General features: G+C 43.1%; 36 protein-coding genes. 6 read left to right on the forward strand and 30 right to left on the reverse strand.

Annotated features, from left to right (window positions below; translation table 11 throughout):
* Positions 1-7: 7 nt before the first annotated feature.
* The 18 genes from CWB76_RS10630 to CWB76_RS10710 all read right to left on the reverse strand — a co-directional run bounded on the left by CWB76_RS10630 (position 8) and on the right by CWB76_RS10710 (position 13,773).
* Positions 8-526: a hypothetical protein gene (locus CWB76_RS10630; RefSeq protein WP_138607444.1), complete on the reverse strand. Its 519-nt coding sequence runs from the start codon at positions 524-526 to the stop codon at positions 8-10.
* Entirely contained in the window at positions 523-1,722 is a 1,200-nt protein-coding gene (locus CWB76_RS10635; protein WP_138607446.1) for a WD40/YVTN/BNR-like repeat-containing protein, read from the reverse strand. Before CWB76_RS10635 ends, CWB76_RS10630 begins: the two co-directional genes overlap by 4 nt.
* Positions 1,723-2,556, reverse strand: a complete 834-nt coding sequence (locus CWB76_RS10640) for a phage tail-collar fiber domain-containing protein (RefSeq protein WP_138607448.1) — start codon at positions 2,554-2,556, stop codon at positions 1,723-1,725.
* Positions 2,553-3,074, reverse strand: a complete 522-nt coding sequence (locus CWB76_RS10645; protein ID WP_138607450.1) for a phage tail protein — start codon at positions 3,072-3,074, stop codon at positions 2,553-2,555. Before CWB76_RS10645 ends, CWB76_RS10640 begins: the two co-directional genes overlap by 4 nt.
* On the reverse strand, positions 3,067-4,218 hold the full coding sequence (locus tag CWB76_RS10650) for a baseplate J/gp47 family protein (protein ID WP_138607452.1): 1,152 nt from the start codon (positions 4,216-4,218) through the stop codon (positions 3,067-3,069). The genes CWB76_RS10645 and CWB76_RS10650 overlap by 8 nt, the downstream gene beginning before the upstream one ends.
* A complete protein-coding gene (locus CWB76_RS10655; RefSeq protein ID WP_249363169.1) occupies positions 4,218-4,523 on the reverse strand; it encodes a DUF2590 family protein in 306 nt (101 codons plus the stop codon). The genes CWB76_RS10650 and CWB76_RS10655 overlap by 1 nt, the downstream gene beginning before the upstream one ends.
* Complete coding sequence (locus CWB76_RS10660; RefSeq protein WP_138607454.1) at positions 4,523-6,691, reverse strand: phage tail tape measure protein; 2,169 nt, start codon at positions 6,689-6,691, stop codon at positions 4,523-4,525. The genes CWB76_RS10655 and CWB76_RS10660 overlap by 1 nt, the downstream gene beginning before the upstream one ends.
* Positions 6,692-6,695: 4 nt before the next feature.
* A complete protein-coding gene (locus CWB76_RS20580; protein WP_502704762.1) occupies positions 6,696-6,887 on the reverse strand; it encodes a DUF6890 family protein in 192 nt (63 codons plus the stop codon).
* The gene (locus CWB76_RS10665; protein WP_138607456.1) at positions 6,863-7,150 is read right to left on the reverse strand and encodes a putative phage tail assembly chaperone; all 288 of its coding nucleotides are present in this window, start codon (positions 7,148-7,150) and stop codon (positions 6,863-6,865) included. The genes CWB76_RS20580 and CWB76_RS10665 overlap by 25 nt, the downstream gene beginning before the upstream one ends.
* Positions 7,151-7,152: 2 nt before the next feature.
* Positions 7,153-7,773, reverse strand: a complete 621-nt coding sequence (locus CWB76_RS10670) for a hypothetical protein (RefSeq protein WP_138607458.1) — start codon at positions 7,771-7,773, stop codon at positions 7,153-7,155.
* On the reverse strand, positions 7,773-8,222 hold the full coding sequence (locus tag CWB76_RS10675; RefSeq protein ID WP_138607459.1) for a phage protein: 450 nt from the start codon (positions 8,220-8,222) through the stop codon (positions 7,773-7,775). The genes CWB76_RS10670 and CWB76_RS10675 overlap by 1 nt, the downstream gene beginning before the upstream one ends.
* A 5-nt stretch (positions 8,223-8,227) precedes the next feature.
* Positions 8,228-9,334 carry a DUF2586 domain-containing protein gene (locus CWB76_RS10680; protein WP_138607461.1) on the reverse strand — a complete coding sequence of 369 codons (1,107 nt, stop codon included), beginning with the start codon at positions 9,332-9,334 and terminating at the stop codon, positions 8,228-8,230.
* Between the two features lie 21 nt (positions 9,335-9,355).
* The gene (locus CWB76_RS10685; protein WP_138607463.1) at positions 9,356-9,988 is read right to left on the reverse strand and encodes a phage virion morphogenesis family protein; all 633 of its coding nucleotides are present in this window, start codon (positions 9,986-9,988) and stop codon (positions 9,356-9,358) included.
* On the reverse strand, positions 9,981-10,454 hold the full coding sequence (locus CWB76_RS10690) for a phage tail protein (RefSeq protein WP_138607465.1): 474 nt from the start codon (positions 10,452-10,454) through the stop codon (positions 9,981-9,983). The genes CWB76_RS10685 and CWB76_RS10690 overlap by 8 nt, the downstream gene beginning before the upstream one ends.
* Positions 10,451-10,888 (reverse strand): head completion/stabilization protein, encoded by a 438-nt coding sequence (locus tag CWB76_RS10695; protein WP_138607467.1) that lies wholly within the window; start codon positions 10,886-10,888, stop codon positions 10,451-10,453. The genes CWB76_RS10690 and CWB76_RS10695 overlap by 4 nt, the downstream gene beginning before the upstream one ends.
* A 109-nt stretch (positions 10,889-10,997) precedes the next feature.
* Positions 10,998-11,726 carry a phage terminase small subunit gene (gpM, locus tag CWB76_RS10700; RefSeq protein ID WP_138607469.1) on the reverse strand — a complete coding sequence of 243 codons (729 nt, stop codon included), beginning with the start codon at positions 11,724-11,726 and terminating at the stop codon, positions 10,998-11,000.
* 87 nt (positions 11,727-11,813) lie between these two features.
* The gene (locus tag CWB76_RS10705; RefSeq protein WP_138607471.1) at positions 11,814-12,851 is read right to left on the reverse strand and encodes a phage major capsid protein, P2 family; all 1,038 of its coding nucleotides are present in this window, start codon (positions 12,849-12,851) and stop codon (positions 11,814-11,816) included.
* Between the two features lie 43 nt (positions 12,852-12,894).
* The gene (locus CWB76_RS10710; RefSeq protein ID WP_138607473.1) at positions 12,895-13,773 is read right to left on the reverse strand and encodes a GPO family capsid scaffolding protein; all 879 of its coding nucleotides are present in this window, start codon (positions 13,771-13,773) and stop codon (positions 12,895-12,897) included.
* A 204-nt stretch (positions 13,774-13,977) separates the two neighbouring features.
* On the opposite strand from CWB76_RS10710, the gene CWB76_RS10715 reads away from it, so the two are divergent.
* The 4 genes from CWB76_RS10715 to CWB76_RS10730 are packed head-to-tail and all read left to right on the forward strand — an operon-like array spanning position 13,978 to position 17,589.
* Positions 13,978-15,744, forward strand: coding sequence for a terminase large subunit domain-containing protein (locus CWB76_RS10715; protein ID WP_138607475.1), 1,767 nt, complete (start codon positions 13,978-13,980; stop codon positions 15,742-15,744).
* The gene (locus CWB76_RS10720) at positions 15,744-16,808 is read left to right on the forward strand and encodes a phage portal protein (RefSeq protein WP_138607477.1); all 1,065 of its coding nucleotides are present in this window, start codon (positions 15,744-15,746) and stop codon (positions 16,806-16,808) included. The genes CWB76_RS10715 and CWB76_RS10720 overlap by 1 nt, the downstream gene beginning before the upstream one ends.
* Entirely contained in the window at positions 16,805-17,131 is a 327-nt protein-coding gene (locus tag CWB76_RS10725) for a phage holin family protein (RefSeq protein WP_138607478.1), read from the forward strand. Before CWB76_RS10720 ends, CWB76_RS10725 begins: the two co-directional genes overlap by 4 nt.
* Positions 17,131-17,589: a hypothetical protein gene (locus tag CWB76_RS10730; RefSeq protein WP_138607480.1), complete on the forward strand. Its 459-nt coding sequence runs from the start codon at positions 17,131-17,133 to the stop codon at positions 17,587-17,589. Before CWB76_RS10725 ends, CWB76_RS10730 begins: the two co-directional genes overlap by 1 nt.
* A 17-nt stretch (positions 17,590-17,606) precedes the next feature.
* Here CWB76_RS10730 and CWB76_RS10735 read toward each other — a convergent pair whose 3' ends face one another.
* The 4 genes from CWB76_RS10735 to CWB76_RS10745 all read right to left on the reverse strand — a co-directional run bounded on the left by CWB76_RS10735 (position 17,607) and on the right by CWB76_RS10745 (position 19,118).
* On the reverse strand, positions 17,607-18,164 hold the full coding sequence (locus tag CWB76_RS10735; protein WP_138607482.1) for a hypothetical protein: 558 nt from the start codon (positions 18,162-18,164) through the stop codon (positions 17,607-17,609).
* A gap of 8 nt (positions 18,165-18,172) precedes the next feature.
* Entirely contained in the window at positions 18,173-18,346 is a 174-nt protein-coding gene (locus tag CWB76_RS20070) for a hypothetical protein (RefSeq protein ID WP_171039622.1), read from the reverse strand.
* 2 nt (positions 18,347-18,348) lie between these two features.
* Positions 18,349-18,771, reverse strand: coding sequence for a hypothetical protein (locus CWB76_RS10740; RefSeq protein WP_138607484.1), 423 nt, complete (start codon positions 18,769-18,771; stop codon positions 18,349-18,351).
* Positions 18,772-18,866: 95 nt separating this feature from the next.
* Entirely contained in the window at positions 18,867-19,118 is a 252-nt protein-coding gene (locus CWB76_RS10745; protein ID WP_138607486.1) for a hypothetical protein, read from the reverse strand.
* Positions 19,119-19,460: 342 nt separating this feature from the next.
* On the opposite strand from CWB76_RS10745, the gene CWB76_RS10750 reads away from it, so the two are divergent.
* Entirely contained in the window at positions 19,461-19,706 is a 246-nt protein-coding gene (locus tag CWB76_RS10750; RefSeq protein ID WP_138607488.1) for an ogr/Delta-like zinc finger family protein, read from the forward strand.
* 26 nt (positions 19,707-19,732) lie between these two features.
* Here the strand turns inward: CWB76_RS10750 and CWB76_RS20075 are convergent, their stop codons facing one another.
* From CWB76_RS20075 to CWB76_RS10790, 8 genes are all read right to left on the reverse strand, one after another.
* Positions 19,733-20,059, reverse strand: a complete 327-nt coding sequence (locus CWB76_RS20075) for a hypothetical protein (RefSeq protein WP_171039621.1) — start codon at positions 20,057-20,059, stop codon at positions 19,733-19,735.
* Positions 20,060-20,188: 129 nt separating this feature from the next.
* Positions 20,189-22,786, reverse strand: coding sequence for a replication endonuclease (locus CWB76_RS10760; protein WP_138607492.1), 2,598 nt, complete (start codon positions 22,784-22,786; stop codon positions 20,189-20,191).
* Entirely contained in the window at positions 22,786-23,334 is a 549-nt protein-coding gene (locus CWB76_RS10765; RefSeq protein ID WP_138607494.1) for a 3'-5' exoribonuclease domain-containing protein, read from the reverse strand. Before CWB76_RS10765 ends, CWB76_RS10760 begins: the two co-directional genes overlap by 1 nt.
* The gene (locus CWB76_RS10770; RefSeq protein ID WP_138607496.1) at positions 23,331-23,630 is read right to left on the reverse strand and encodes a hypothetical protein; all 300 of its coding nucleotides are present in this window, start codon (positions 23,628-23,630) and stop codon (positions 23,331-23,333) included. The genes CWB76_RS10765 and CWB76_RS10770 overlap by 4 nt, the downstream gene beginning before the upstream one ends.
* 31 nt (positions 23,631-23,661) lie before the next feature.
* Positions 23,662-24,261, reverse strand: coding sequence for a DNA N-6-adenine-methyltransferase (locus CWB76_RS10775; protein WP_138607498.1), 600 nt, complete (start codon positions 24,259-24,261; stop codon positions 23,662-23,664).
* Positions 24,262-24,270: 9 nt separating this feature from the next.
* The gene (locus tag CWB76_RS10780) at positions 24,271-24,666 is read right to left on the reverse strand and encodes a hypothetical protein (RefSeq protein WP_138607500.1); all 396 of its coding nucleotides are present in this window, start codon (positions 24,664-24,666) and stop codon (positions 24,271-24,273) included.
* A gap of 9 nt (positions 24,667-24,675) precedes the next feature.
* Positions 24,676-24,969 (reverse strand): helix-turn-helix transcriptional regulator, encoded by a 294-nt coding sequence (locus CWB76_RS10785; protein ID WP_138607502.1) that lies wholly within the window; start codon positions 24,967-24,969, stop codon positions 24,676-24,678.
* Entirely contained in the window at positions 24,966-25,184 is a 219-nt protein-coding gene (locus CWB76_RS10790) for a YdaS family helix-turn-helix protein (RefSeq protein WP_138607504.1), read from the reverse strand. The genes CWB76_RS10785 and CWB76_RS10790 overlap by 4 nt, the downstream gene beginning before the upstream one ends.
* 154 nt (positions 25,185-25,338) lie before the next feature.
* On the opposite strand from CWB76_RS10790, the gene CWB76_RS10795 reads away from it, so the two are divergent.
* A complete protein-coding gene (locus CWB76_RS10795; RefSeq protein ID WP_138607506.1) occupies positions 25,339-25,965 on the forward strand; it encodes a LexA family protein in 627 nt (208 codons plus the stop codon).
* Positions 25,966-25,999 lie beyond the last annotated feature (34 nt).

The following is a 25,999-nucleotide window of genomic DNA, read 5'->3' on the forward strand; positions in this document are numbered from 1 at the left end:
CTGGCCCTTAAATCACTGAGAACCGGCGCTCTGTTAGTGCAAAAACATCTTGCTCATAATCAGAGTTAATCAGCGCTTGGTTAACAATCCACACGCCGTTAGTTTCAAACTTAAGCGGCAGGGTAAATACACCGCTTACTACTTCGGCTGGCATTAACTGAACACGGCCAGTATCAACACGCTTAAAGGGCACTTTAAATTTACGATCAGGAATGGCTAATTGCCCCGTAGCAATAACCCCGTCGCTGGCTTGTGGCACGGTGTATTCGTTTTCAACATTTATGTAGTCATCAAGCTGACCTGCCACATTATCGATAATGACAGGTATTAGCTGTTTATTTGCAGGGTCAATGCTTGCTAAATAAGCTTCTGTTTCAAGACTTGAAATAGGCTTGCTACCTTTGTAATCACAAAGCCAAAACTCTTTATTGTTAAATAATACTTTTTCCATATTTAAAAAAAGTGTGTATTCATCGGGATAAGAAGAAGTACCCGCAACATCAAAATAGTTAATTAAAACTTTCATACCACCACCTCATCAGCAACAATTCTTTCAGACAGCAAATTGGCTTTTGGCAACTTACATAGCGAACTATACAGAGCTTCATGTAATGTATTACTTTGAACAAAATACAAAGGCGAACCGTCAACTCTTTTGGGCTTAAATGCAAACCGCGAAATGTTAACTGGTAACTCGTTTTCAGCCCATGTTAGACCGCCATCTGTAGATGTATAAAAGCGGTAATCTGTGCTGGTTACTTCCCCGTATACGAAAATAGCCCCTCTATCAATCGTTGCAATTCTAAGCCTTGTAATAGCGCTGGGTATACTTAGCCTTTGCCATGTAAGGCCGCCATCATTACTTACTTTAAAAGCTGAGATTGAGTTATATCTATATGCGATTAAATTATTGTTGTCGTAAGGGTCAATTCTAACCACATCTAAACCGCCATCTAAATCATTAGAGTCTGTCCATGTAGCCCCGCCATCTATTGACTCGATAATTTTCGATGCGTCATTAATTGTGTTGTATTGTTTAGTCCATATTTTGCTTACATCTTCCGTTGCACAAATTGAAAAGGACTCATAAGGCCCGCTTATTCCATTGGGTTTAACGGTCGTAATCCAACTAGCACCATAATTTGTTGAGACATTGATTATTCCACCGTGCGCGTCATTAGCTAAAACAACTACGTTCTGACCATTTCTAGACATAAATAAAGTAGCAAGTGAGAACCCCGGAGAGTATGTGGTTAATGACATTGTTTTAGTCAATGTGAACGTTTGCCCATAGTCGTTTGATATATAAATATAGGCTTTGCAATTAGCAACTTGTGAAGTCGTTATTCCCGAGCAATAAACAACATAACGCCCATCTGCACTACAAACAACCTCACCAGATGCGCCACCAATTCCGCTATTTATAAGTGTGTAAGAATCCAAAGAGCGCGTGTACTTATAAAGGCTAGCCCCCAATGCTAAATAACAGTGTTCACCATCATCAGATTGATCAACACCCGTAGCGGTTGTAGATGTAATCGGAAGTGCCTCTAACAGTTGCTCTTTGATACCTAAGACGGCTGCAAGCAATGGGTATTTTTGCTCATCAAGTGCAGAGCCATCCATTTCTAATAACTCATTTCCCGTTGGTGCTTTTTTGTTGTATGTCAGCACAACATCACCAATACTCAGTGCTGAGCTCTTACTCGCTAAGCTATCCATTTAAAACTCCCACACATTTAATTCTTTGTTATAAACAAATACACGCTCGTTTTTATCATCGGCAACAATGGTTACTTGGGTGTCTATTTCACCATCTGCCAAGCGCTTAAACTTCGCTGTTGTTTCATTTTCATTAGCGCGTTTAATAACAGGTTCGCCGCTGCTTACGCGCACTGAAAACCACTCATTACCTTTGAGTGGCAATTCATTAATTCCCAAAAGTGGCGCTGAATATTGGTTGCTATCAGTCATGTTATGGCGATTAAACAACGTGATTGTTGGTTGGGTAACAAACTCTAATAGCGCGTTAAACTCAGTTTTTTGTAAGTACTGCTCATGCGTATGCACATTAAAATCAGCCGCGCTTACAAACTCACCTTCATGCACTTGCCACGGCAACGCGCTGAGTGTGATATTTAACTGCTCTGCAATATTTTGGCTGCGCCAAACCACACTTTTTACGCTGTAATTCCCTACTATAATGTCTTGTGTTTGGGTTTTGGTTTGCATGGCCGTGGTGACTACAGCAATAAGTACTTGCTCGTTGTTTGCTTTGGTTGCCACTACGCCGTACCAGTTATATTCAAAATCACCAATGTCATAACCAAGTACCGCGCTTATAACAATGGCGTTACCATCTACTTTAGATACAGCCTTAACCGGCTCACTATGCACAATATTTGCGGGTATTGCTGTATTAGGATCAATCGGCGCGTTTTCGTCTTGGCCGTTAATGTTGGCAAACACAAAATGTGTGATGTTTTGCACTTCGTCGCCTGCAAATACGGCGTTGCGGTAATCTAACCCCGCGTTCGTTATTTGTAATTGGCTCACCCTATCACCTCTTTATCAAATTCAATTAGCCCACTGGCATTTGTGGTGGTTACTGCCGTTAATGCGGTTAGGTAATAACGGCGACATGTGCGGCCGTATTGTTTTATTATTTCGCTTACTAGCTGCTCTTTGCCGCTAAACTCATCCTCTAACATGGCAATTTCTACCATGTCCCAATCAAAGCCGGGAACGCGTTCGTTAACTTGAATAAAGCCAAAGCCCAGGCGTTTAAATATTTGTTCCATGCCTAAATTTGAGCCGGCATCAGTGGCATTAGCGAACGCATGTTTTACACGAAGGCCGTAAAGCGCTAATGCTTCATCGGGCAATCGATTGATGCCACGCTCCCAGGCGAGTAAATCTAATATGGCTGTTTGTGCGTTTTCGCTGTGTTGTTGCTCTAACCACCAAAACAAATAGCTTTCTATTTCTTGCCAATAACTTTGGGCAACTTTTGCAAGCGCTGTGACATTTTTCTCTGTTAGCCAAATAGGCAGTTGCGGTGTTAGATCACTCATTATTTAACGCTACTGTATTAATTGTGGGTAACCATAACTCGCAGTTAATATCTGCATTTTCAAAACGGATTGTTTTAAGCTCACTAAATTGGGTATGTAACTCGGTGGCTAGCTGGCTAAAGCTAAATAACTCGTTTGGCTTGCACTTAGTTACGTTTTTATAAGCCGCATTTTGCCTAAACGCAGCACGTATAAATTGCTCTATATCGGCACTGCGGTTTTGTGTATTGGGATGCTGCTGGTAGTTAGCCACAATGTTTTGCGGTTGAGTGTTAATTGCAAATACTTGCAAATCGTCACCACTGCCATGGTTACCCGCAGCTATGTGATTGTTTATTTGATTGAGTAACGCGGGACTTATTTCACCTACGTTTAAAAATACATAGGCGTTGGCACTGCCTGGACCCCGAGGGGCGTTTTTCTCAAATACAATGTTATCTACCGATATACCCGTGAACGCTGAAATAATAGAGCGGTATACTGCATCAACGTGATAGCTACCTAATGATGAAAACGCATCACGTATACGCAAGCGGTAGTTATCGTCGGTTTCGGTGTCTTGCCCTGCGGTTGTTAACCAGTCTGTATTGTTAGTGGCCGTTAGGTTTTCAATATCTGACATGACACGCACATAATAGCCAGCCGCTAAGTTATAGTTTTGGCCTGCTTGCTCAGCTTGCACGGGGACATTATGCGTTGATTCACCCTCTTGAAATGTTTGGTCGTACAGTGTGAACACTCTGTATACTTGGCCGTTTATTGGCAGGCTTTCGATTATTGTGCCTGCGGGTATAACTAGTTCGGTGTCTATATCTGCTCTGGTAAACGTAATAACCCCCTGTGCTTTAACGGCGGGTAGCTTTGGTGTTTTACGTGACTCGCCGTGTTGCTTGAGCCATTCACCGCCTGCAAGCATAACAAACGAGTTCGGCATAACTTGGGTGATCAAACTTTGTATTAGTTGCTCAGCCGGCTCTACCATGATTGATTTTTGTAAACGAAAAAAGGGGCTAAACGTACTGGTGTTACTTACCGTAAACTCCCCCTCATCTACATGCTTTTGCCACAGTGCTTGCAGCTGTTCGCGGTTTACCGGAATACCTCCCGCTTGCAGTTCTTGTTTAAATAAGGTGGTGTAATCCATTAGATAGCCCCATCAACTGTTTTAGCGGTTACGCTTATTTCACCCGTTGCTTGCCTGATCACTTTTATGGTGCCAGGCACTAAGCGTTCGTCTTGCTCTACGATCAGCTCTATTTCAGTTAAAATTTTTGCAACGATGTTTTTATTACGTAGCCCGATTAATTCGGTTACTTTGCCGCTTTCAATAATGCGGTGTTTTACGTCTTGTGCTATTACGTCACTATTGGTTAACTGACTAGGTACAGCAAAACTATCTAGCGCTATGTCGTTATCTATAATGTTTAAATCAATATTAATCATTGCCATTAGCCTGCAAGCTCCATCATTTGTTCAAAGCTGTTAATTGGGTCGTCAGACTTAACCGTTAAATTATCGATATACACGCGCTTGCTGTTATCGCTTTGATTATTGTTTTTAGTACTATTGCTGTTGTTAGTGAGGTTTTGTAGAAACGCTGACTTTTGTACCTTTGCTTTATAACTGCTGCTTTGTTGCTGTTCAGTGCTTAATTGCTCTACTTTGTATGCACTGGTGTTGGCTGTGTTGGTAATTACCTGATCTGTTTTAGCCGTAGGGAATGCATTTAATTGCCCTGTACTCGTATTAATACTGGTGAGTTGCGCTTGTGTGCGACTAAATACAGGCGAGTTTGCAGCGTTAGTAAAATCATTAGTTGTACTGACCGGCACTTGTGCGGCTTTGTTGATAACGCTTTGGCCATAGTCGCGGCTAAAGGCCTGATCTGCATTTTGCATGACTAAATTGTTAGGCTGAGCACGGTTAATGTTTTCGTGAGTTGTAAGCGCTTCTGTTTTTAGCTTAGCTTCGGTATCGTCAATAAGGCCTAGCTTTTCGAGAACCCACTTTACGCTGTCAATCACCCCACTAAAGGCCGCTTTGACACTATCAAACACAGCTATTAGCACTTTGCCCCATGCGGTATTTTGAAATGCAGCCACTAAGTCATCCCAGTAATAAATAAGTGCCCCAACAACGGCAACTAAGGCCACAACACCTGCCACTATCCATGTGATGGGGTTTGCCCAAAGCGCAGCATTAAACAACCACGTAGCAGCTTTTACAGCAAGCATCACCCCTTTAAATGCTCCAAATGCAATAGTTGCTGCACCAACGGTGGCAATGAGTGATAAAAATCCCAGCACACGTAATGCGATTAATGATGCTTGCCACAGTTTGGTTAGCACCGTTGCCCCAGACGTAATTGCGGCCGTTGAAACCATCGCCATTTTGTATATGCCCATGGTGAATATGACCAGCCCATATACTGTGATCAACGCAACAATGCCAACAACCAACGCTGCAATAACACTGGATAGCATGGGGAATCGCTCAGTTAACGACACAATATAGGCAAAACCTGCGGCCATGATTTCAACGAACGGCTCAACCACCGGCAATAAACGATTGCCCACCGCAGTTGCGGCAGCATTAAACGAACCGCCTAACCTATCCCACGGACTGGCAATAATGTTCGCCATTTCTGCAGCTTTTGAACTGTCTTGTACGTTTTCAAAAACGTTAATACCGTCTTTTAATTTATCGACTTTGGTGCTGAGCACATCAACCGCTTTTGCACCTTGTTTACCAAATATTTGAGTAAGTACATCGCCACGCGCCACAGAACCTAATGACGATAACCGCTCGTTAATTCGCCCCAACACGACATCGATGGCGAGCATATCGCCATTATCGGCGGTTAGCTCTATGCCTAATGTATCTTGTGCCTTACCTATCCCTTGTAATAACGATGCTGCCTGCGTACCTGCAACCGATCCTGATTTAGCTACCAGTTGCAGCTCGCCCACTAAAGCAAATTGTTGTGCTGAACTTAGTCCAATATTGGTAGCTGTTGCGCCAAGGTTTGAAAACGCGGCTTGCATTTCTGAGCCTGTAGTTTTGTAGAGTTGCACTGCAGTGGCTGTTTGTCCTGCAATTTGGTTAACCCAATTGGACTTACCCATTTTATTAGCGGTTTGTTCAAAAATACCGTACATGGTCCCCATGTAACTGGTGATAGTGCCAGCATCGGCTTTAGTGGCAACCGCTAACATGTTTGATGTTTTAGTGAACTCGGATAGTTCATCACCACTTAAACCCGCAATGGCAGACTGAATATCGTAGGCACTACGGACAAACTCGGCAGAATTACCCCCAAATTGAAACCCAAATTCATAAGATGTTTTAGTGAGTTTTTGTAGTGCGTCGTCGGCAACGCCGAGCGATTGAACTTCACCCAAAGCGGCAACGTGATCAATTGATGGGGCAAGTGATTTAGCAAGCGCATAACCACCTGCAGCGGTCGTTGTTGCGCCGCGCATCATTTGGTCTTGTGCGACGGCTGTTTGCTGGCTCAGCTGATTAATTTTAGCCATGACTTTATTAACCGGCCCCGTCACCTTGTCGATGATGCCGATTGAATAAGTAAGCTTGTCTAACTTGCTGAGTGTTGCCATTAAATTACTCGCCGCCTAATGCTGTGCAAATGCCGTTATTTACCGCGGTTACGAAGTTTTCTTGTTCGCTGGTGTGAAGATATAGCGCCTGTGCCAAGCTCTCGTCAGTTACTGGTAAATTGCCAAAATATTTAGCGTGGTAAGCCAGTAACTGATCAAGCCTGCTTTTGCCTATTTGCTTGGCTCGGCTTTCGATTTTTTTACCGTAAAATTAAACTCGGGTTGGTATTCTTCAACAATGGCACCCACTAAAAACAACGCGGCACCCGGTTGCTGTACTAACTCTTTGAGTTTTTTAGCGTCCGCTTCAACCACGGTGTTTAGCACAAAGTTAGTGGCCGGCTGCACTTTGTTGTTCGGCTGAGTCGAGTTAATGTATTTGTTGTAGTCGGCGCCATTTACGTTAAATGTGATTTCGCCTACCGGTGTTTCAATCGTGATTTTTTTCTCAAACGCCATGATTATTTACTCTCTTTAATGTCAGCTTGGTCTAGCAAGGTGTATGTAAAATAAGGGCCATACTTGGCAGCGGATTGCTCACATAAGGCAATAAACTCATCAAAGTCATTTGGGTTTGCAAATACCTGGCAACCGGCAGACCACTTATCAACTTGGGTTGATGTGATTGTTGCGCTGGCACGGTGGCAATTAATCCCAAAGTAACCTTGCTGTAGTTGAGCCTCTGGTGTGACGTCCGTGTCTAACTCGGTGTCTTGGTTGTTGTCACGCAGGACAACAACCGGTTTATGTTGAACAAGGGCGCGGTACTTGCCCTGGTGATAACCCAACGTCCACAGGCTTCTATGTTGCCCTGCAATGAGCACGGCTGTGCCGTCTATGTTCATTGGGTGTTTACGCCAGTAAATACCCGCATCAGTTGTGGCTTTAAACTGCATTAACTGCCACTTCCCACCTTGCTGATACAACACGCATATTGCATCGTTAAAGGTGTTGGCGCGTGTGTTTGTATGACGAATTCCTATGATATTTAGGTTTAATTCGCCCTCAAATACTGTATGCCCACATGCTTGCAAAGTGCTTAATAGTGTTGTGGCAGTGAGCTTTCGAGCGGCTTTCGTCATTACAAGTCTCTCACTTCGTCATCGGTTAGGTACGGCACGCCATTGATTTTTACAAAGTCAGGACTAGTAATCGGGCACTTAATTGATGTGGTATCTTCTTCGCCACCTTCCGCTTTCAGATCAAGTAGGTCTTCTAGCTGTGGCAAGCAACCAAATGCTTCAATGTTCTTTTTACCGGCGGTCACTTCGGCGTTAAATGCCACGTCGAATGGTTCTATGCCTTTCCAGCTGCCAGCACTTTCTGCTTGCGCTTGAACGAGTAACCAGTTTTCATGATCAAGCTTTAGAGTTACTTCGGCTGAAACTGGCCCATCAATAAATCCTTTTGGGACACCGCGCACTGTTTTTGCTACTCGCCCATCGGTAATTTTTACCGTGGCTTCCTTAACGTGCACCATTGAGCCACCAATGAACACGTCGAAGTCTTTACCGCCTAATACTTTTTGCATGCTGCTTACTCCTTACCTTGTGCATTTAGCATGATGCCCACAATGATGGTGTTGGGTGAGTCGTAAGGCGTCACTTTCATCATTATTTGAACTGTTTTGCTGTCAAGCCACGTAATACTGATGCTGTCATCTTTTGGTGGCTCAATTAAACCAGGGAACTTATCAGCGCCAATATTGACTGAGCGAGCCATTATTCGTAGTGGCCTACTCATTTCACGTTTGCCGTATTCAGTGCCCGTGGTGCTGTTATTTAAGCGGCGGTTTTTAATATTTTGAATAGCAATAATGCGCACCGCGCGGGCTGCCATATCGACAATGCGGCCATTCTCAATTTCTTGATAATCACCGCCCTCGGCATCAAGCATGTTTACATCACCAAAATAAACGCCGTCAAAATCAGGGTAAAACTGGGTGCAACTAAAGCGCAGTGCATCCAGTGCGGCGGTGGTTGAGTTGGTGAGCGGGTTACCTGCTGCATCGGTTGGCAATGGCATCAGTGACATAGCGCCCGTCAGTACACGCATTGGACTATCAGCAATGGTGACTGAACGTTTACATAAACGCCCCGTGACAGCGCCCAATTCATCACCAAACAGTAATGGCACGGCAGCGACACGATCCCCGACTACCCCATCAGTTAATGGCTGTAATGCAGTGACTAAATCAGACCAATTTTGCCCTTCAGTTAAGCCAGGTGTAGCCAGCAAAAAACGAACGCGACGCGCAAGGCTTGATAGAATTTCAAGCGCTTTAGCTTGATAGCTTTCAATGTCTGCTTTACCCGTCACAGGTGTACAAATAACAATGATTTCTGGGCTTACATCTTGGTCCATTGCCTGATCAATTAACGCCATAACATCAGCTGCGGGTGCGTGTGAAATGGCGTAACCGCTGACTAAGTCGTCACCATTGCGTTGCCATGCTTTTACTTGCGTTTTTAGTGGTGAGTCGGCAGCGCCGAACTCTACATCAAAATCGCTTTGCGCATTAATGGGTAGAATTTTGCTGTTATTGTCGGGCGCTTGGCCGATAAACAACACACTTCGCTCTACCTGTTTTGTAGCGCCACTGCCTGTTTGATGGGCGGCAACGGATACTTTACCTTGTGCCATGGTCGTTCCTTTTGCTTTGCGCTACGCCACTTGCATAGCTTTGTTTAAAATAAAACTGTGTTGCTGCTTTTGTTCGCTAACGGTTTGCCCTAAGAAAGAGCGGGCAGGCAAATCAATTTGCCAAGTGCTCTTGCTTGAGCTGCCCTTTAAATCACGCAGTAAAAATCCAGCTTGGTTAATACTTAAATTCTCTGTTATCCATTTAATGCTTGGGCGTTTGCTACCCTTGCCCTTGCCGCGCGGTATTTTGTAACCCTCGGCTATTAATGCGCGGGCTAAGTTACGCGTGGCTGGGCCCTCTTTATTTTGTGCGCCACTGCCTTTTGGCTTGCCTGCATCTAGGCTTACACCCTCTTGATGCGCGCGAGCAATTTTGCCGCTGTTACCCCCGGTAAAATAAACGCCTGCGCTATTAGCGCCATAACGTACTTTCATGCGGCGCTTTAGCTTGGTGAGCATTTTCTTTTTCTTGCCGTTTGCGCGGCCTTGCCATGTTTTACCGGTTAAATCTGTTTGCCTGGTAACGCGCTCTTTACTACTTTTGTTTGCTGCACGTATTGCACTGCGTAATATATTGCGACGCTTATTTGGCTTGAGCTTTAAAAACGCGAGTTGTTCTTTGCTTTGCCCTTCGTCAAACTTGACGTTAAGCACGGCTTATTTCACCCTCAAGTGTGAACGCTTCTGCTACCCATAAACTTTGTTCACCAAAATCATAACGGTTGCCATTTAATTCAAACGGGCCGTTGGGTGTTTTTATAAGTTCTATCTCTTCGCACAGCTGCTCTATCGTTAGCTCTACTTCGTTGCTGTTGTCGTCGTTAACATCGGCACTAAATTCAATGTCGGGGCTGTCGTATTTGCCGCCGTTGTTTTGCAGCCAAAAAGAGGCAAATGCACAAATAAGTGCTGCCGGTGCTGAGCATGGATTGATGCTAATAACCCCTGAGTAATAAAACCGCGCGGCTAACAATCCATTACCGTTAATAGTTTTGCTACTTGGCTCTATGCGACCACCCTCTATCCAGCTGTCGAACTGGGTGCTTAGCGCCAGATTACGGCCTTGATATTCAGCGCTTGCTAAATACTGTTTCAGCTGTGCTATTTTGCTTTGGCTCATAACAGCTCTACCGATAAGTTAGGGCTGAGCGATTGCAGTAAACGCAGTGCATTTATACTTTGGCGTTGCCAGTGTTCATGGTTATCAATAGCTGTTTGGCTTTGTGCTGTGGCGCTGTCGCGGTGCGAACTGCCGAGCTTTGATACCAGTAAATTAGCTTTAGCTTTGCTGTAAACTGCATCAAGATAAAAAATGACTTGCTGTGCGTTTAATGGCTCGCCATTGGTAAGCACTGCGCTGGCTAGTTCTTGGTTAGCTTCGCCCTGTGCACGTTTAAGTTTTTCAACAAGTAAATCGCTTTTGCTAGCGTATTCTTGGGCAACTGCGTAGTGCTCAATAAAATATGCGGTGCTGAGCGCTGGGTAATAGCCATTGCCTGGCACATCAACATTGCTGCTTTGTAAATCTGCTTGTGGCATACCGCTTAAGTTCATAACGCACCTTTTTGCTTAACCGTTAAATTGGGTGTGGGCGCCACTTAGTCACGCGCGTTAAGCAAGTAATGCTAACGTTGTGCTAAGTTGCCCACCGGCGTTGGAGCTGTTATTCGCTAACGATCCCTTTTAACTGTTTCGTTAGCTTATCGACTAAACCTTTAACCCCTGCTTTGTCGTTAATCGCTTGAGCGTGCTCTGCAAATAACAGTGCATTACCATAGTTATGCTGGGCAGCATCAACCTTGGCAGCAATGGCGTACAACTTACCACCCACCACTTCAAGGCCGTTCCAGTCTTGATTTTTTACGGTATTGATTAGGCTGCGCAGTACATAGCTAATATCAAACAAGTCTTGCTGCTTTGATTCTGATAAATAGTAATTTGCATCATCGTAGAGTTGGTCGATAACGAACGCAGGCCAATGCTTGGTATTAAACACGGTTGGCAGTGGTTGCTTTTGCTCAACAAGTAATGGTAATAGCTTCATGACTGCATCCCAGCGCTTTAAATCAACTAACCAAATAAACACCCACGCCAATACTTTGTTGTGGTGATTTTGGCCGCTTAAGCGGTAACGGTTGATGTAGCCTAGGTAATCGTTACGCTCTAGCGCTTCTGATTTGTAGCTGGCTTTGTCGCTAATATCTGTAAATGTTTTTAGTTGAGCTAAGTCTGACTCGATGGCCGCTGCAAAAAACGGGTACTCGTTTTGCTCGGTGTTAGTTGCTGGCGCGTTGGCTTGAGTGGCTGTTGCCGCTGCCGTTGGCGCTTGCTTTTCAGTGCTAGTTGGTACACTGCTTACTGCTTTGGCTAATGATTTTTTGACTAAGCTCATTTAAAAACACTCTTTAATTTGGTTAAAAAAAGCCGCCCCGAAACTCGGGAAAAGGGCGGCTAATTGCTGCGCTAATAAATTAGGCGATTATGCCCAGGCGTCGCCTGCTGCGTTTGGTAACTTGACGTTTGCTGACTCGAAGTACATTGCTTTTTCAAGGTCTTCGACGTAGTAGCAATCGTTGCGTGATAGGTAGTCTTCAACGCGTTTCTTTTTGGCGTTGTCTTCTACGTGCGTGCGGGTTGAGCCTGCTTGCACGTAGTGGCTTAAGTTTTCAAAGCTGGTTACTAAAATGCCACGCGCTGGAAAAAACGGAATTTTGTAGCTAGCAAGGCCACCGTAGGTGTCGATTACCTGTTGTAATTCGATTTTAGTTTTTTCACTTGGCGTATGTGCTTGCTTGGCGTATAGCTTGTTTTTGTCTTGCGCGAGTAGCTCGTCACCAATAATGGCAACCATGTTTACACGCTTGTGAACGGGAATACCTTGCAATGCATCGTGCACGGCTTGATCTAGATTTTCGTAGTCGCCACCGGCACCAATGCGGATTTCACCAAGGGTTGCACCTTCGGTAATTACACGCTCGGGTGCGTCGCGGCGTAGTAGCTGTAACCAACCGATGTTTACGTCTTGTAGCATGGTGTTGGTTGCAATATCGGTAGTATTGGCCGCTGATGTACCATTAAAACCGATTTTAATAATGTCGAGTGCGATTGCCTGGCGAACGTGATTGCGGTAACGCTGATGAAAGTCGGGGAACTTTGACCATTGGTCCATTTTGTTCCAGGTGATGTGAATGTCACATTCTACCGGATAACAACGGTATTCGCGTTTTGTTAATGCTGATACGTCGCGGGTTTGGCGCTCTTTGGTGTTGTCGGTTTCTACACCGGCGCGGCCTGTTACGCCACCGTCTACACTCATGATCACTGATTGGCCGACAATGTCGTCTACCAGTGCGGTGTTGATCATCTGTAGAAATTCAGCCGATTCGTAGGTTGCGTCGTATAGTCGCTGCTCGGTTGTTGGCTCTACGTTAAATTGTTCGCTCATTGAGTTAACGCCGTAGTTAACGGCCATGCCTGCGAGTACTGCTACAAATAACTGTTTAGTTTTGGTTTTCATGTGCTTTCCTGCGTTTTGCTAAGTTAAGTTAGAGTGAGTGCAATTACAGACAATTGCTGTATTTGCCTTCGTCGCCTTCGGGTTCGTCGTCGGCGTCAGTGGTATTACCCGCAGGTGCTTTTACTGCTTTTTCAAACTTGTCTGTTAGTTCTGTAAGAAGTTTTTTAGTTGACGATAGCTCTTCTTCTAGCTCGGCTACTTCAGTGCTTTCGGCACCTTCTGGTGGTGTTTCTTCGTCTTCCACTTTGGTGGTTGAGAATGAATCAAGCTTTGCTGTTAAGCCGTCTAGCTTTTGGCCGAACTCTTCAAGTGGTGTGCCGAGTGCATCTTTTAATGCGGTAGCGAGTTGTTCTGGTTTCATATCAGGTTCTTCCTTTGCGAATATTCGTTTAAAAAAGGGTTTTTTAGGTGTGTCGATTGGCTCACATGACCCTAAATCAACGGTTAATAAGGCGACGTCCGTGTCGTCTGGCTTGCTCTTACTACTGAAATGGATTCGGTCGGTGTAGCAGCTTGCTGGGTAGTCGGTTACTGCAAGGCCGGTTAGATAGGTTTTGCCTGAGCCCATAAAGTCGCGGCTAATTTCGATACTAAAGTAAACGGCTTGGTCGGCTTTATTGAGTGTTACAAAGCTTTGGTTTGGGGCAAGTACAGCGTATAAACACACGATGCCCTCTTCGTTTTCGTAAGCTTCAACGCTTTCTACATCACCCAACATGCCGGGTATATCAACATTGTGTAAGTTTTTAGCGGCCCAGCCTGACCAATTAAATTCGTGATCAAGGTTTATGCGTGCGCCATATTTACGCGGGTTGTAGGTTTCTACTATGTCGGCTACGTCTTGCTCAGTGATTTCGCGGCCGTCAACGGTCATGCCCACGGCGGCAATAGAAAGTGGTTTTGTACGTAGTTGACCTGGCATAAACAAACCTTTTAAATGTTTTTTAGTTAAGCGTTTTGCTTTAAAGTAACTGCAGTTTGCACCCTCTTTTTATTCCTTTCCAACGGTTTAACTTTTTGAAATTCCTATATTTAAATTTTAGGAATGGGTAGGTTTTTGACTGACAGATTAAGCGCTTTATAACGAATACACTGCCGCTATAGATTAATAAACGCGGTGCAATATATGGCGAACTACGGACCAGAAATACGCAAAAAAGCACAAGATTTGTATGTTGTTGAGGGTTACACGGTTGATGAAATAGCCGAGCTTGACGATATGCCAAGTGCGCGTAGCGTTCGCCGTTGGGCTGAAGCTGGCAAATGGGAAGATATGTGCCCAAGCTATAATGCCGAAATGGCGTATAGCAAGCGCATTAATGTGCTGGCTGATAAAGACGATAAAACCGATGCCGACTATAAAGAGTTAGATTTTTGCACCCGTCAGTTATGCGCCCTTAATAAAAGTAAACTTGTCCCTGCCCCTAAACAACGCGCTAGTAACGATGATGTAAGTAGTAATACCAGTAGCAGCAATAAAAAATCGAAGAAGAAAAAGAAAAACGATTGCTCTGGCATTACTGTTGATATGCTCAACGAGCTTAAAGACAAGCTACTTTACCCACACCAAAAACATTGGTTTGAAAACCAAGACCACCGCAGCCGCTTTATATTAAAGCCCCGTCAAATTGGCGCGACGTTCTATTTTGCGTTTGAAGCGTTTGTTGATGCGGTTATTAATGGCCGTAATAAAATATTTATATCGGCGAGTCGCGACCAAGCCGAAGTATTTAAAGCCAATATTGTGGCGCTGTGCCGAGAGCATTTTAATGTTGAGCTAACCGGCTCGCCTATGGTGCTTAATTTAGCCGGCGGTAAAACAGTTAAGCTCATATTTAAAAGTACCAATGCTCGCACGGCTCAATCTGAGTCGGGCGACTTATATATAGATGAAGTGTTTTGGATACCGAACTATAAAACGTTGCGCGGTTTAGCACAGGCCATGGCAACACATAAGCATTTGCGTATTACCTACTTTAGTACACCCAGTGTTACCAGCCATGAAGCGTATGATCACTGGAATGGTAAATGGTATCGCAAAACCAAAGCCTGTAATGACCCTGAATTTGCCATTGATGTTAGCCATAAAAACTTAAAGCATGGCCTGCTGTGTGACGATGGTATTTGGCGGCAAATGCTCACCGTGCATGACGTGGTTAAAAGTGGCTTTGACCGTATTGATATTGAAGTACTTGAAAACGAATACAGCACGGATGAGTTTAATAACTTGTTTATGTGTAAGTTTATTGATGATGCACACAGCGCATTTAACCTTAAACAAATTATGGCCTGTGTTGGCGACTCCACTAAATGGGATGACTTTGATTTAGAGTACGAACGCCCGTTTGCACTCAAACCTGTGGTAATTGGTTTTGACCCTGCCCGCTTTGGCGACAAGGCAAGTGTTGCGGTGTTAAGTGCCCCTATGAAACCTGGCGAAAAGTTTAGGTTACTTGAAGCGGTTGATTTAAGCGGCAACGACTTTGAAGCCATGGCTGCTGAAATAAAGCTACTCACCGAAAAATATAACGTGCAACACATTGGTGTTGATACCACGGGCATTGGTTATGGCGTGTGGGAGATGATCACTAAGTTTTACCCTAATGCTGAGCCCATACATTACAACCCAATTATTAAAAACCAACTGGTTATTAAAGCGATTAACGTAATTAAAAACCGCCGCTTTGAGTTTGACCAGGACGCGGTAAATATTGCCAGTTCGTTTATTAATATTCGCCGCAAAGTGGTTGGCGACCAAATTACCTATGCCACAAACCGCACTGCTACCACGGGCCATGCCGATATTGCGTGGGCCATTATGCACGCTATGAAATTTGAACCACTGGACGGCAATGCCCACAGCCGCCAAACATCTGTAGGAATTGCAGCTTAATGAAACCACGATTACAAGTAAGTAACGGCCATGCGCCTAACTATAACCAACGAACAGCGGTTACCGATTCGTTTAGTTTTGGCGACCCTGAGCCGTGTTTAGATAACCGACTAACGGATTACATTGGTGTGTTTAGTGATAGCAATGGCATTTATGCACCGCCTATCAGTTTGCAAGGTTTGGTAAAGCTGTTGCGCGTGAATGCCCAGCATGGGCCAATACTCTACTTTAAGCGCAACATGATTTTAAAATGGTATAAGCCTAACCCGCTATTGAGCCATCAAGCATTAAGTAAGTTTGCGTTTGATTTACTGTGGAGCGGTAACGCTTATTTTCAAATTATTCGTAACTCATTTGGGCAAGTAATTAAGCTGCGCCATTTGCCTGCACTCACCATGCGTTATACCGATAAGCGCGGTGTATATGCGCAATTAAGTAACCGCAGCCATGAGCCTATTTATTTTAATGCCGGTGAAGTTATACACGTAAAAGAGTATGACCCCGCGCAAGGTATTTACGGCATACCGCAGTATTACGGGGGTATTCAATCAGCCTTATTAAATGAAGATGCCACTTTGTTTAGACGCCGCTATTACAAGAACGGGGCGCACATGGGGTTTATATTCTCAATGGCTGATCCTAATTTAAGCGTTGAAGATGAAACCGCATTAAAAAATGCAATACGCAATTCAAAAGGCGTGGGTAACTTTCAAAGCCTGTATTTTAATTTCCGCAGTAACAAAGCTGACGCTGAAAAGGCGATAAAGATAACGCCTGTGGGTGACATATCAACTAAGGACGAATTTGAGCGAATTAAAAAAATTACCCTTAACGACATGCTCAGTATGCACCGCGCACAAGAAGCACTTAGTGGTCAATCATCTGGCGACAGCCCTGGCTTTGGGGATTTAGATAAAATTACCCGCGCCTATTACAACAATGAAGTTGTACCACTTCAGCTTGATGTTAAAGGCATTAATAACTACCTCCCCGCTGCACAACATATTGAATTTAAAGAGCCTGAGTATTCAGACCTTAACCCAACACCTAAGGAAAGCGCATGAGCTGGATTGACCTAATAGAGTTTATCAAACAATGGGGGCGTTTATTTATGTTGAGCTTTTTAGCCGCAGGCATACAAATGTATTTAAGCAAACGGCAGTTTACGTTTTTTCATTACTTTATGAGTGTATTGATTGCAATATTTGCAGCCTACCTAGCGGCTATGTTTTGCGAGTGGCGGCAATTTGATGAAAGCTTAAAAACCGGTGTAATTGGGGTAACCGCCTACGCGGCCCCGCACATTTTAGAGGGATTCGACACGCTAATAAAAGCGATTAGCAAAGACCCAAAAGCGTTTATTAAATTAATTAGGGGTGGTAAATAATGGGATGGTTTAAAACACTGGTTTCATTCATCACAGACCCAATAGCCGATTTAACCGGCGGTTATGTTGAACGCAAACGCATCGCGGCCGAAATGGCCGCCGATGTGGCACGCGCTGAAAACAACTTTAAAATTGCACAGTTTAATGCCAAAGCAAAACGCTGTATGCAGGCCGAGCAAAACGACGCTGATTATGACCTGCTGGTATTAAAGAACCGCGACAAAACCTTAATGGATGAAGTTATTATTTTATTCTTTTTAGGTTTATTTGTGTGCCATTTTATACCGGCCATGCAACCGTATATGCAAAAAGGTTGGTTGGCTATGGGTTATGATGGTGCACCCTGGTACTTTGAATTTGTGATAGTGGGTATTGCTGTTTCAACGCTTGGGTTAATGCGATTGTTTAGAGCATTTTGGGGTGGTCGGGATAAAAAGAAAAGCGCTAGGGGGAGCTAGCGCTTTTTCTAGGTAATTTAAACACCTTTAAAACTTGTATATAGACTACCAACACCTACGATAAACCCAAGTATTCCAAATATAAAACCCCAAAAGGTTAATTTTTTTTGTTTGGACAATTCTTGTATATTGGATGAATAAAGAACGCTGAGCGAAGCTGCTAATTGTGTTATCGAGTTACTTCTTTCTTCTTTTAACTCTTGTTTAATATTACTAAGCTGTAAGCCAATATTTTCTGGAAGTTCCGCATACGGTTCATTAGTTTGATGTTGAGAAATTAACTTTCTCAAGAGCTCAAATGATCCTGATAACTTCTCATTGTCTCCACTGATAGCATCGGAATGAAGTATTCTCAAACATAAAAGTATAGCCTTTCTATCTTGAGACCAGCGTTCTGCAATATGCAACATATCCTCATAAGTTAAACTAGAATTTATGATACCTGCCTTAATTTGTTCTCTAAAACGTTTTTTCCAATTTTGTTTTGCTGCGTCTACTAGTATAGGCATTAAGATAATTACAGTTGCTAGTGCTAAAATTACCACAGTAAAAAATAATTCATTAAAAATACTCATTAATTTCCTTAATGCCGTGAGTTATCGATTTTAGAAACTAACGTATCAAGTACCATTAAGTCATTCGCCTTTTCCATATACTCATCACTATCTTCATCAAGCAATTTTAGCTCTGCTGTTTCTTGTTCAATCCGATTTTTGAGGGTGCTTTTTATTAATCTAAGTTCTAATTGTGAAAACATAATTATCCTACTTTTTGATTTGGTACACCGATAAAACAAGGGATAGCCATTGAGTCTAACTGATTTAATTTATCTAAGTACAAAGTTACGGGCATGTCATATAGAGGTCTAATAGTAAAATGGTTTTTACCTAGCGATCCCCCATCATCTAGCGACACATGCAGACCTTGCGGCATTTTAGATTTGGCTGGTAACTTCCACCATAGCGTACCAAATTTAGGATTTCTGTAATTAAATAGCGATAAGCCACCCGATTTGCTGTCAACAAAGTCAATATCATTCTTTTTGTAAACTCTTACATCCCAAGTTTGTTCTTCCTCTCTTGGTGGTGTAGTTCGGATATAATCAAACTTAGCTTTTGTTTTACGGCCAAGTCGAAAAAGATCAAATGGCAATGTGACGTAAAATTGGATTGGGGTATGCATAATCAAATTCCTTATGATTGTGTTTTTAATAGTCCCCAATAAAAATACAATAAATAGATAGGAATATCTAGGTATAAAATAATTCAACCATTTACTTAATCAAATTTACTAGACCAATCTATTTCTTTAAGTTTCTCAACTTTTATAGCCACAACTTCGAGTCGCTTAAGTGCCCTTGTTAAATTTGGTGCCGGTACAAAGTTAAGTGTTGCTGCATTGGTTTTGCTAATGCCACGAACCAAGTAATCACTGAGTGCCGCTTTTACATCTTCACTGGTGCTTTTACCAAACGATAAAAGTACATCTAATCGCTCTTGAGTTTGTGAGCCTTTGTGTAAATATCTCATAATTTATTTATCACTTAAATGATAATAAAATAATGATATTGTAATATTAGGTAAATCACCAGCAATTTGATCTTTTAATTGTCATTTAGTGACAAAGGTTGTCACTAAATGACAATGCGATCTTTTTAAAATTGTTCACTGATCCTTTCATTGCACTGGATGGCGATTAATGGTGTGTCACTGTGGTTGTCATTTTGACGCGTTTTTTACACGAAAGCGGAAGGCGAGGAGGAGTGAATTTTTTAGCTTTTTGATTCTCAGCTAATAGTTAAATGGTTATTTGTCATGCAACAAGCCACTGTATATAATGACAGTGTATTTTATTAATGATTGGTGAATATTATGGCGCGGGTTACTTGTCCAAATTGCGAAGCTAAAGCAACTATTACATCACGCGAAAAGCAAAGCGCCCATGTAGTTAATTTATATTGCTCGTGTACTAACACTAAAGAGTGCGGGGCGACGTTCCGGATTACCCAATCGTTTGATCACTTCTTAAACCCGCCTTGTAAGACTACTGCGCAATTAGCGGCATCACTTATTAACAACTTGCCAAAAGAGCAGCAGCTTTTATTAATTGATTATTAAACCCTATTGTTTATATGGTCAATATATTAATCTTCAAAAAGTTTGAAGAGCCCATAAACAACAGCTCCAACGGCAGCGACAGGAGCTGCTGCAGTGATTACTGCACCTACAGCCATACCACCACCAACGGCTCCGCCAATGCTAGCCATTCCTGATGCGATCGCAGCTCCTCCAGCTGTTCCAGCTGTTCCGGCAGTAGCTGCCAATGCAGCTCCAGTTGTTCCTGCCGTAGCAGACATAATTGTTGCAGCTGAACCACCAACAACGGCCGAAGCTGTTGTCCCGGCAACTGCAGTCGTTGTAACAACTCCTACATTTGCAGCAACAGTAGAACCTTTTACGCTATCACTCATAATCATCCCTTTTAGTATATTAATAAGCTTTTTAATATAGTGATAGGAACTGAAAATTACAATAAATATGATAAAAAGCTAGATTAAAAAATAAAATTAATAAACTAGCGCCATTGATAATTCTATATATTAAGCCATTAAATCCAGTGACCACCAATCGTTATCGCTGATTGCTGATGCGCTGTTGTTGCTTACTAAAATTGCTAAATCCCAATCGCCAAGGGTGATAAGACCTTTTTTAGGCTCGCCGTAATGGAACTCACCGAGCTCATTGCGCGTTGCATTAAGGGTTTCGCGCCCGTCTAGCTGGGCATATTGGTAAGCTAGGTCTACAAGCTCGCGGGCTTGTTGCCAGTGATTCTCTGTTACATGCCAGCTTGCCGATTTTTGAGCGAGTGTTTTTGCTCGGTATTCAATAGCGAGGTGCTTGTTGTGTTTTATTTGTGCGGTTTCGTCTAAAACATGAAGTTGACCGTTTTTAATTTGGTAAATTTGGCCGTCTCTGGCGATCCTCTTACCGCTATTTAGATCCTTTTTAACCTCTGTGATCTGTTTTTCATCACACCCCACCATATCAAGTATTAACTCGGCGCTAGAGCCCACGGCTATAGGCGTACAGTTATTACCACTAGACCAAGATAGGTCGGCTGCGCCGACGTTGGTGCTAGCCTTAGCCGCAATTTTCTCTGCTGTACCTTTGAGTTGTCTTGTCCATTCGATAAGGCGGGTTTTTAAGCTGGTTGCATCCGTTACGTTATGCACGTTGTTAAACAAACGTGTAAGCACGGCTTTGTAATCAATGTTGGTTACAACACCTTTAATGCGGCGTACTACTTCGGCGTAGTCGTTGCCCATTGGGGTGTCTTCGTACATTGATTTAAAATTAGCGGCTCGGCCAATACACATACCGCCCTGTAGTTTTACGTAGTCTTTCCAGTTGGCGTTATCTGCCGCGTAGCGAATAGGCTCTATAATTTCGTCTTTAATTGGTTTGCCTTTTGGCATACGGCGAAGCTCTCGCCAAACCGTAACGCTTGGCGAACCTTGAAATTGAAACTGGCGAATGTTCCATGTACTTGCCCATGCTAAAACGGGGTTGGCTTGCTCTTGCAGGTTTTCGCCTGTATCGGCGTCAACGTGATCGGTAAGCATGTAGCCATCAATATTTTTACTGATATATTTAGCAATGTATGCTGCTGCACTACCCTTGCTTTTATCGAGCTTTACAGCGTCAAAGCGTGGGCTAAAAGTACGGTAAAACTTGGTAGGCGCTTTATGGTTTTTAGCCTTAAACTTTTTAGGCTCTCTTTTTTCAGCCTTGGCTTTTTCTGCCTCTTCTTTGTTGCGCTGTATGGCTACTTCGTTGGCTTTCTTTTTAGCAAAGCCCCATTCGCTGCGCTTTTGTTTATAGATTTTAAATAACTTGGTTTTCTCAGTACCTGCACGGTATTTAACGCAGGCTTCTACTGTTTTTATGTGCGTACCATGGGTGTTTATATCTACAAATTTATTGAATACTTTGGCGCGGGTAAGCTCGGGGCCATAACGATCGTAAAGCTCGTTTTTGTCTTCTTGGATAAAGTACCAACGCAAAATTGCGTTGATTTCTTGAAGCTTGTTTTTTGGCATGAATAGCATCATGTGCCAGTGCGGGCACCCGTCAGCATGTGGCTCTACCACACGTACACCAAAGTACTTAAGTTCACGGCGGTTTAATTTAGACCGTGCACGTGCCCATGTGGTAGTTAAATAATTTTGTGCATCTTTAGGGGTTGAACCGTCCCACGTACTTGCATTGGCATGAAAACGCGCAGGGCATGTAATGGTGTAAAACATGGCAACATAGCCCATTTCATCGGCTAGCTCTTCAGTTTCACGTATTCGTAGCATTAACTCATTACGGCGGTTAGCGGGGTTTGCCATGCCGCTTTTTACGGCTTCAATTAAGTTAATCACATCGCCGTCGCTACTTTGTAGCTCCATCATTTCAAGGAACTGTCGGCCGCTGGCTTGAGCAAAGCTAAATTCTCGTTGTGCTTGCTTTGATGAATACGGGCTAATACCACGGCGTTTAGGTTTTTGGTTTTTTTTGTCGTAGTAAAGGTCTTTACCCACTTGGCCAGTGGCTATTTCTAGTAATTCTAAAAACTGTTTACGTAGGGTTTTTAATTGGCGAGCCCACCACTTATCACATTGCAGTTTAAGTAAGGCGATTTCAAAACAGGCTTGCGGTAAGTCGTCTTCGCGCATGTCGTAAAATGGCACGTTTACGCCAAACTGTTTGGCATACCCAGCAACACCTTCGTAGGTAAGGCGTACTATTTTTTCATACGGTAAATGTTGGTTTTGTTCACTTACATCAAGTGCTTTTTCAAGGCACTCTAATGCAAGGGTGCCTGCATGCTTTTTAGTTTTTTCAACACTACTTAGAATATGCCATGGCAATGGCATATTGTGAGTAATACTGAGTAGTACACCAAAACGGGGTTTTAACCGCGCAATGGTACGGCGCATCCATGTATTAGCGCGGAACTGGCTCCCCGCTTTTTTTTCGGTGTAACGATCAATGTATTTACGGGCCATGCGACTTTGCAGCGACACAGGCACCTTTTCTAAGTTGCTGGCAAGGTAATTAAAGTCGTCAATATCAGTAATAGACGAAATTAAGCCCTTAGCTATGCTTGATAGGTTAAGGGCGTCAAGGTCGAGCGGGATTGGGTTAGCCATTACAGTTTAAGCGCCTGCTTTATATCGCTAACCGCTTTGGCTTTTAACTTCACAATGTCTGTTGCATGTATAGCAGGCCAGTTGGGTTCTTGGGTATAGCCGATTAAATTAAACAAAGTTTGTATATCATTAACTTTGTCAGCGCTCCAAAAGCGGCCTGTTCTATGCTCTGGGTTTTTACCCATGTAATCTAAAATCAGTTGGTGCAGTAAACCGCAATCTGAAAAGTCATCACCTGTTGACCACATAACACGGTCTGCCATTACTTCTATCTGACAAAGCCACTCAACGAATGAATCCAACGCAAATATAATATCAGTGCCTAAGTCTTCATCATCAGGGTAATTGGTGCGTAAGTAGTGCCCCCACTGAGAATTAAACGCGGCTGTTGCAGTGCCTAATCGGTCTTGTTTTTCTGGCGATATAACCTCGTGAAAATCAGCGCCAATTACACCTGTTTTTAGGTCAAAAAATACCGCCGCAATTTCAACGACCATTGCGCTTGGGCGATTATCTAAACGAGTTAAATGCACCATTACATTGTTCATGCTGCACCGCCGTCTAATTCAAGTTCAATTAGGTCAAAATCAGCGCCGCGTTGTACTGCGTCGAGCGTTTCGCTTAGGCGGTCGTAAATTGGCGCGTATTCAATGTGGTCAACTGCAATTAATTGCACTACAGGCATTAGGTCTGTAAGGCAGTTTTCACACTCCATCAGCATGGAAACCGTTGGGCGCTTGGCTAAATTTTTGATAGTAAAATTAGCTTGGTCGATAACGTGTTCAACAATGCTTTTAAGTAATTGCTGATTTTTAGATAGATCTTGGTCTTTGATAGGGTTCATTTTTAGTATTCCTTTGGGGTTTTGTTGGTTGTTATTTCACAACGCCAAGCGCTGAAAATATTTCGCGGAACTCGTCGGTTCTATCGCCAAGGTAGGTAATGAAGCAGCCTTTTGGTGCCCCTTTTTTTACATTGCCTTGTGGGTCGTTAAAATGTGTGCGGCCATCAATAAAGCAGCTTAAACCTGCGTTTAATAACTTTTGGCACCATGCTTCTGAACTATTAACAAAGGTGATGTTCATTGCTTCTTTGAAGTTACCTAGCGCAAATTGCTCTAAGTAGTAGTCAATCCAATCGCCGTTGCTGGCTATGTCTTCGGTAATGCAGTGGCCACGATATTTATGGTAGCTCGAGTCGTTACATATTTTTTTAACGCACTTTGGTTTGCAGGCCAATTCACCTTTATTAAATGGGTGATTTAACCAAACCGTTTCGCCTATCCAATTTTGTGTTAATGCATCATCTTCTTTAGTGAAGTAATGCGCAGCTTTTACCGACTTATTGGCAATGGCATTACTTGCAGGATCTAAATCAATAACCGGAAACATCTGGTGCACATACTGTAAAACCTTATCAGGTGTGTAAAACTCAACATTGCCACTGTCTTGATTGATTAGCTGATCGGGAGTCATGGCCGTTCCTTAGTGCGAGCTAACGGTTAGGTGTGAATAGTCTGTGCTTACATTTTCAAGCGGGGCATTTTTCACAAACTTAGCCGGTGCCATTGCATTGGCATCGGTAAATGCTTTAACCAGTGCTTGCAACTGCAAAATAGCTTTGTGAATTTTTATGCGAACTTCACCGCTGTAATCACAAAAATTGTCTTTTTGCTGCATTGGCTGAAGACCCGCAGTAAAGCAAATAATTGCTCGTTCATTGTCGGTTAGCACACGGTTATAAACATGTTCAGGGGTATGACGGTCGGTGCCCATCAATGCTTTTATTTCAGCAAGCCCTTTTGGTATGTGTCGCCCTTCTACTGCTTTTAGTGGTGCTGGTTGTTCGTTTTCGGTTTGTTTAACTAATGCATTTGCCATGGTTTGCTCCTAGTTATTTACGTTTTTTTGGTGCTGTGTTCTAAACGCTATAAGTTCGTTTATGCGGTAATAGTTGCTTTTGCCAAACTGAACCGGCTTTGGAAAACCATCTAGCTTATTGAGTTTCCAAAACTTAGCGTGTGCACAACCCATTACTTCCATGGCTTCACGAGTATTTACTAGGCGGTCTTTTTGTTCTTCAAGCTCAGCGCGCAGCTGGTTGTTTTCTTGCAGTAACGCAAACAACACCGCTTTTGCCTCTGGGTGAATATCTAATAAGATAATTTTTTGTTCTGTGCTCATGCTGCGTCGTCCTTGTTTGCTTTTTGGTGATCGGCCAGTAAATCGTTTACCGATACTTCACCGTTAGTAAGTTCAGAAATACGCGGGATGTATTTCGCTGGGGCTTGGCCGAATTTATTCATCCAATCCCATACAGAAGCCTGTTTTACACCTAAGGCGTTGCCTAATTTGGTTTGCCCACCATAGATTTTTACAGCTTTAGTGATGTTATTCATAGAGAAACACCTTAAATTACAGTTTGTAGCTGTATTAAAGTACAGTTTGCGGGTGGTTGTCAATACCCTTTTTAACTGTAAAATAGTTAAAAGCTGTAATTTAACTGTATTTTAAAATCTTAAATATGTTGATTTAAATGATAAAGGACTACTCATGAGCATCGGAAATAGAATAAAAGAAAGGCGCAAAGAGCTTAAACTTACCCAAGTTAAGTTGTCAGAAATGATAGGTATTGCACAACAGTCACTACAAAAAATCGAAAATGGAACTACTAAGAATCCACGTAATATTCAGGCATTAGCTAAAGCTTTAGAGTGTCCCCCCGAGTTTTTACAGTTTGGCATTGGTGACAGTAAAGACATCCACAGCAATGTATCACCAGGGCCAACAATTAAAGCCACCGCCCCACTAATTAGCTGGGTGCAAGCAGGTGCTTGGTCTGAAATAACTGAAATTAAAGCCTATGATGCAGAGCGTTTTATGTGCCCTGTTAATTGCAGTGATCTTACGTTTGTATTAAAAGTGCAAGGCATTAGCATGGAGCCAAAGTTTGATGAGGGTGATTTAATATTTGTAGACCCTGAAGCCGAATGTATCCACGGTTCGTACGTAGTAGCCCGCCTAGACGACGATAACCAAGCCACATTTAAACAGCTAATAATCGAAGGTGGCCACAAGTTCCTAAAAGCCGCTAACCCCAATTGGCCAGAGCAATTAATACCGATTAATGGTAATTGCACGTTGGTGGGGAAAGTTATTTTTACTGGTAAGTCACTTTAAGTATAAATGTAATAAAGCCCGCTAAGCGCGGGCT

Origin of the sequence: Pseudoalteromonas sp. S1609 (assembly GCF_005887255.1) — a bacterium.
Taxonomy (GTDB): domain Bacteria; phylum Pseudomonadota; class Gammaproteobacteria; order Enterobacterales; family Alteromonadaceae; genus Pseudoalteromonas.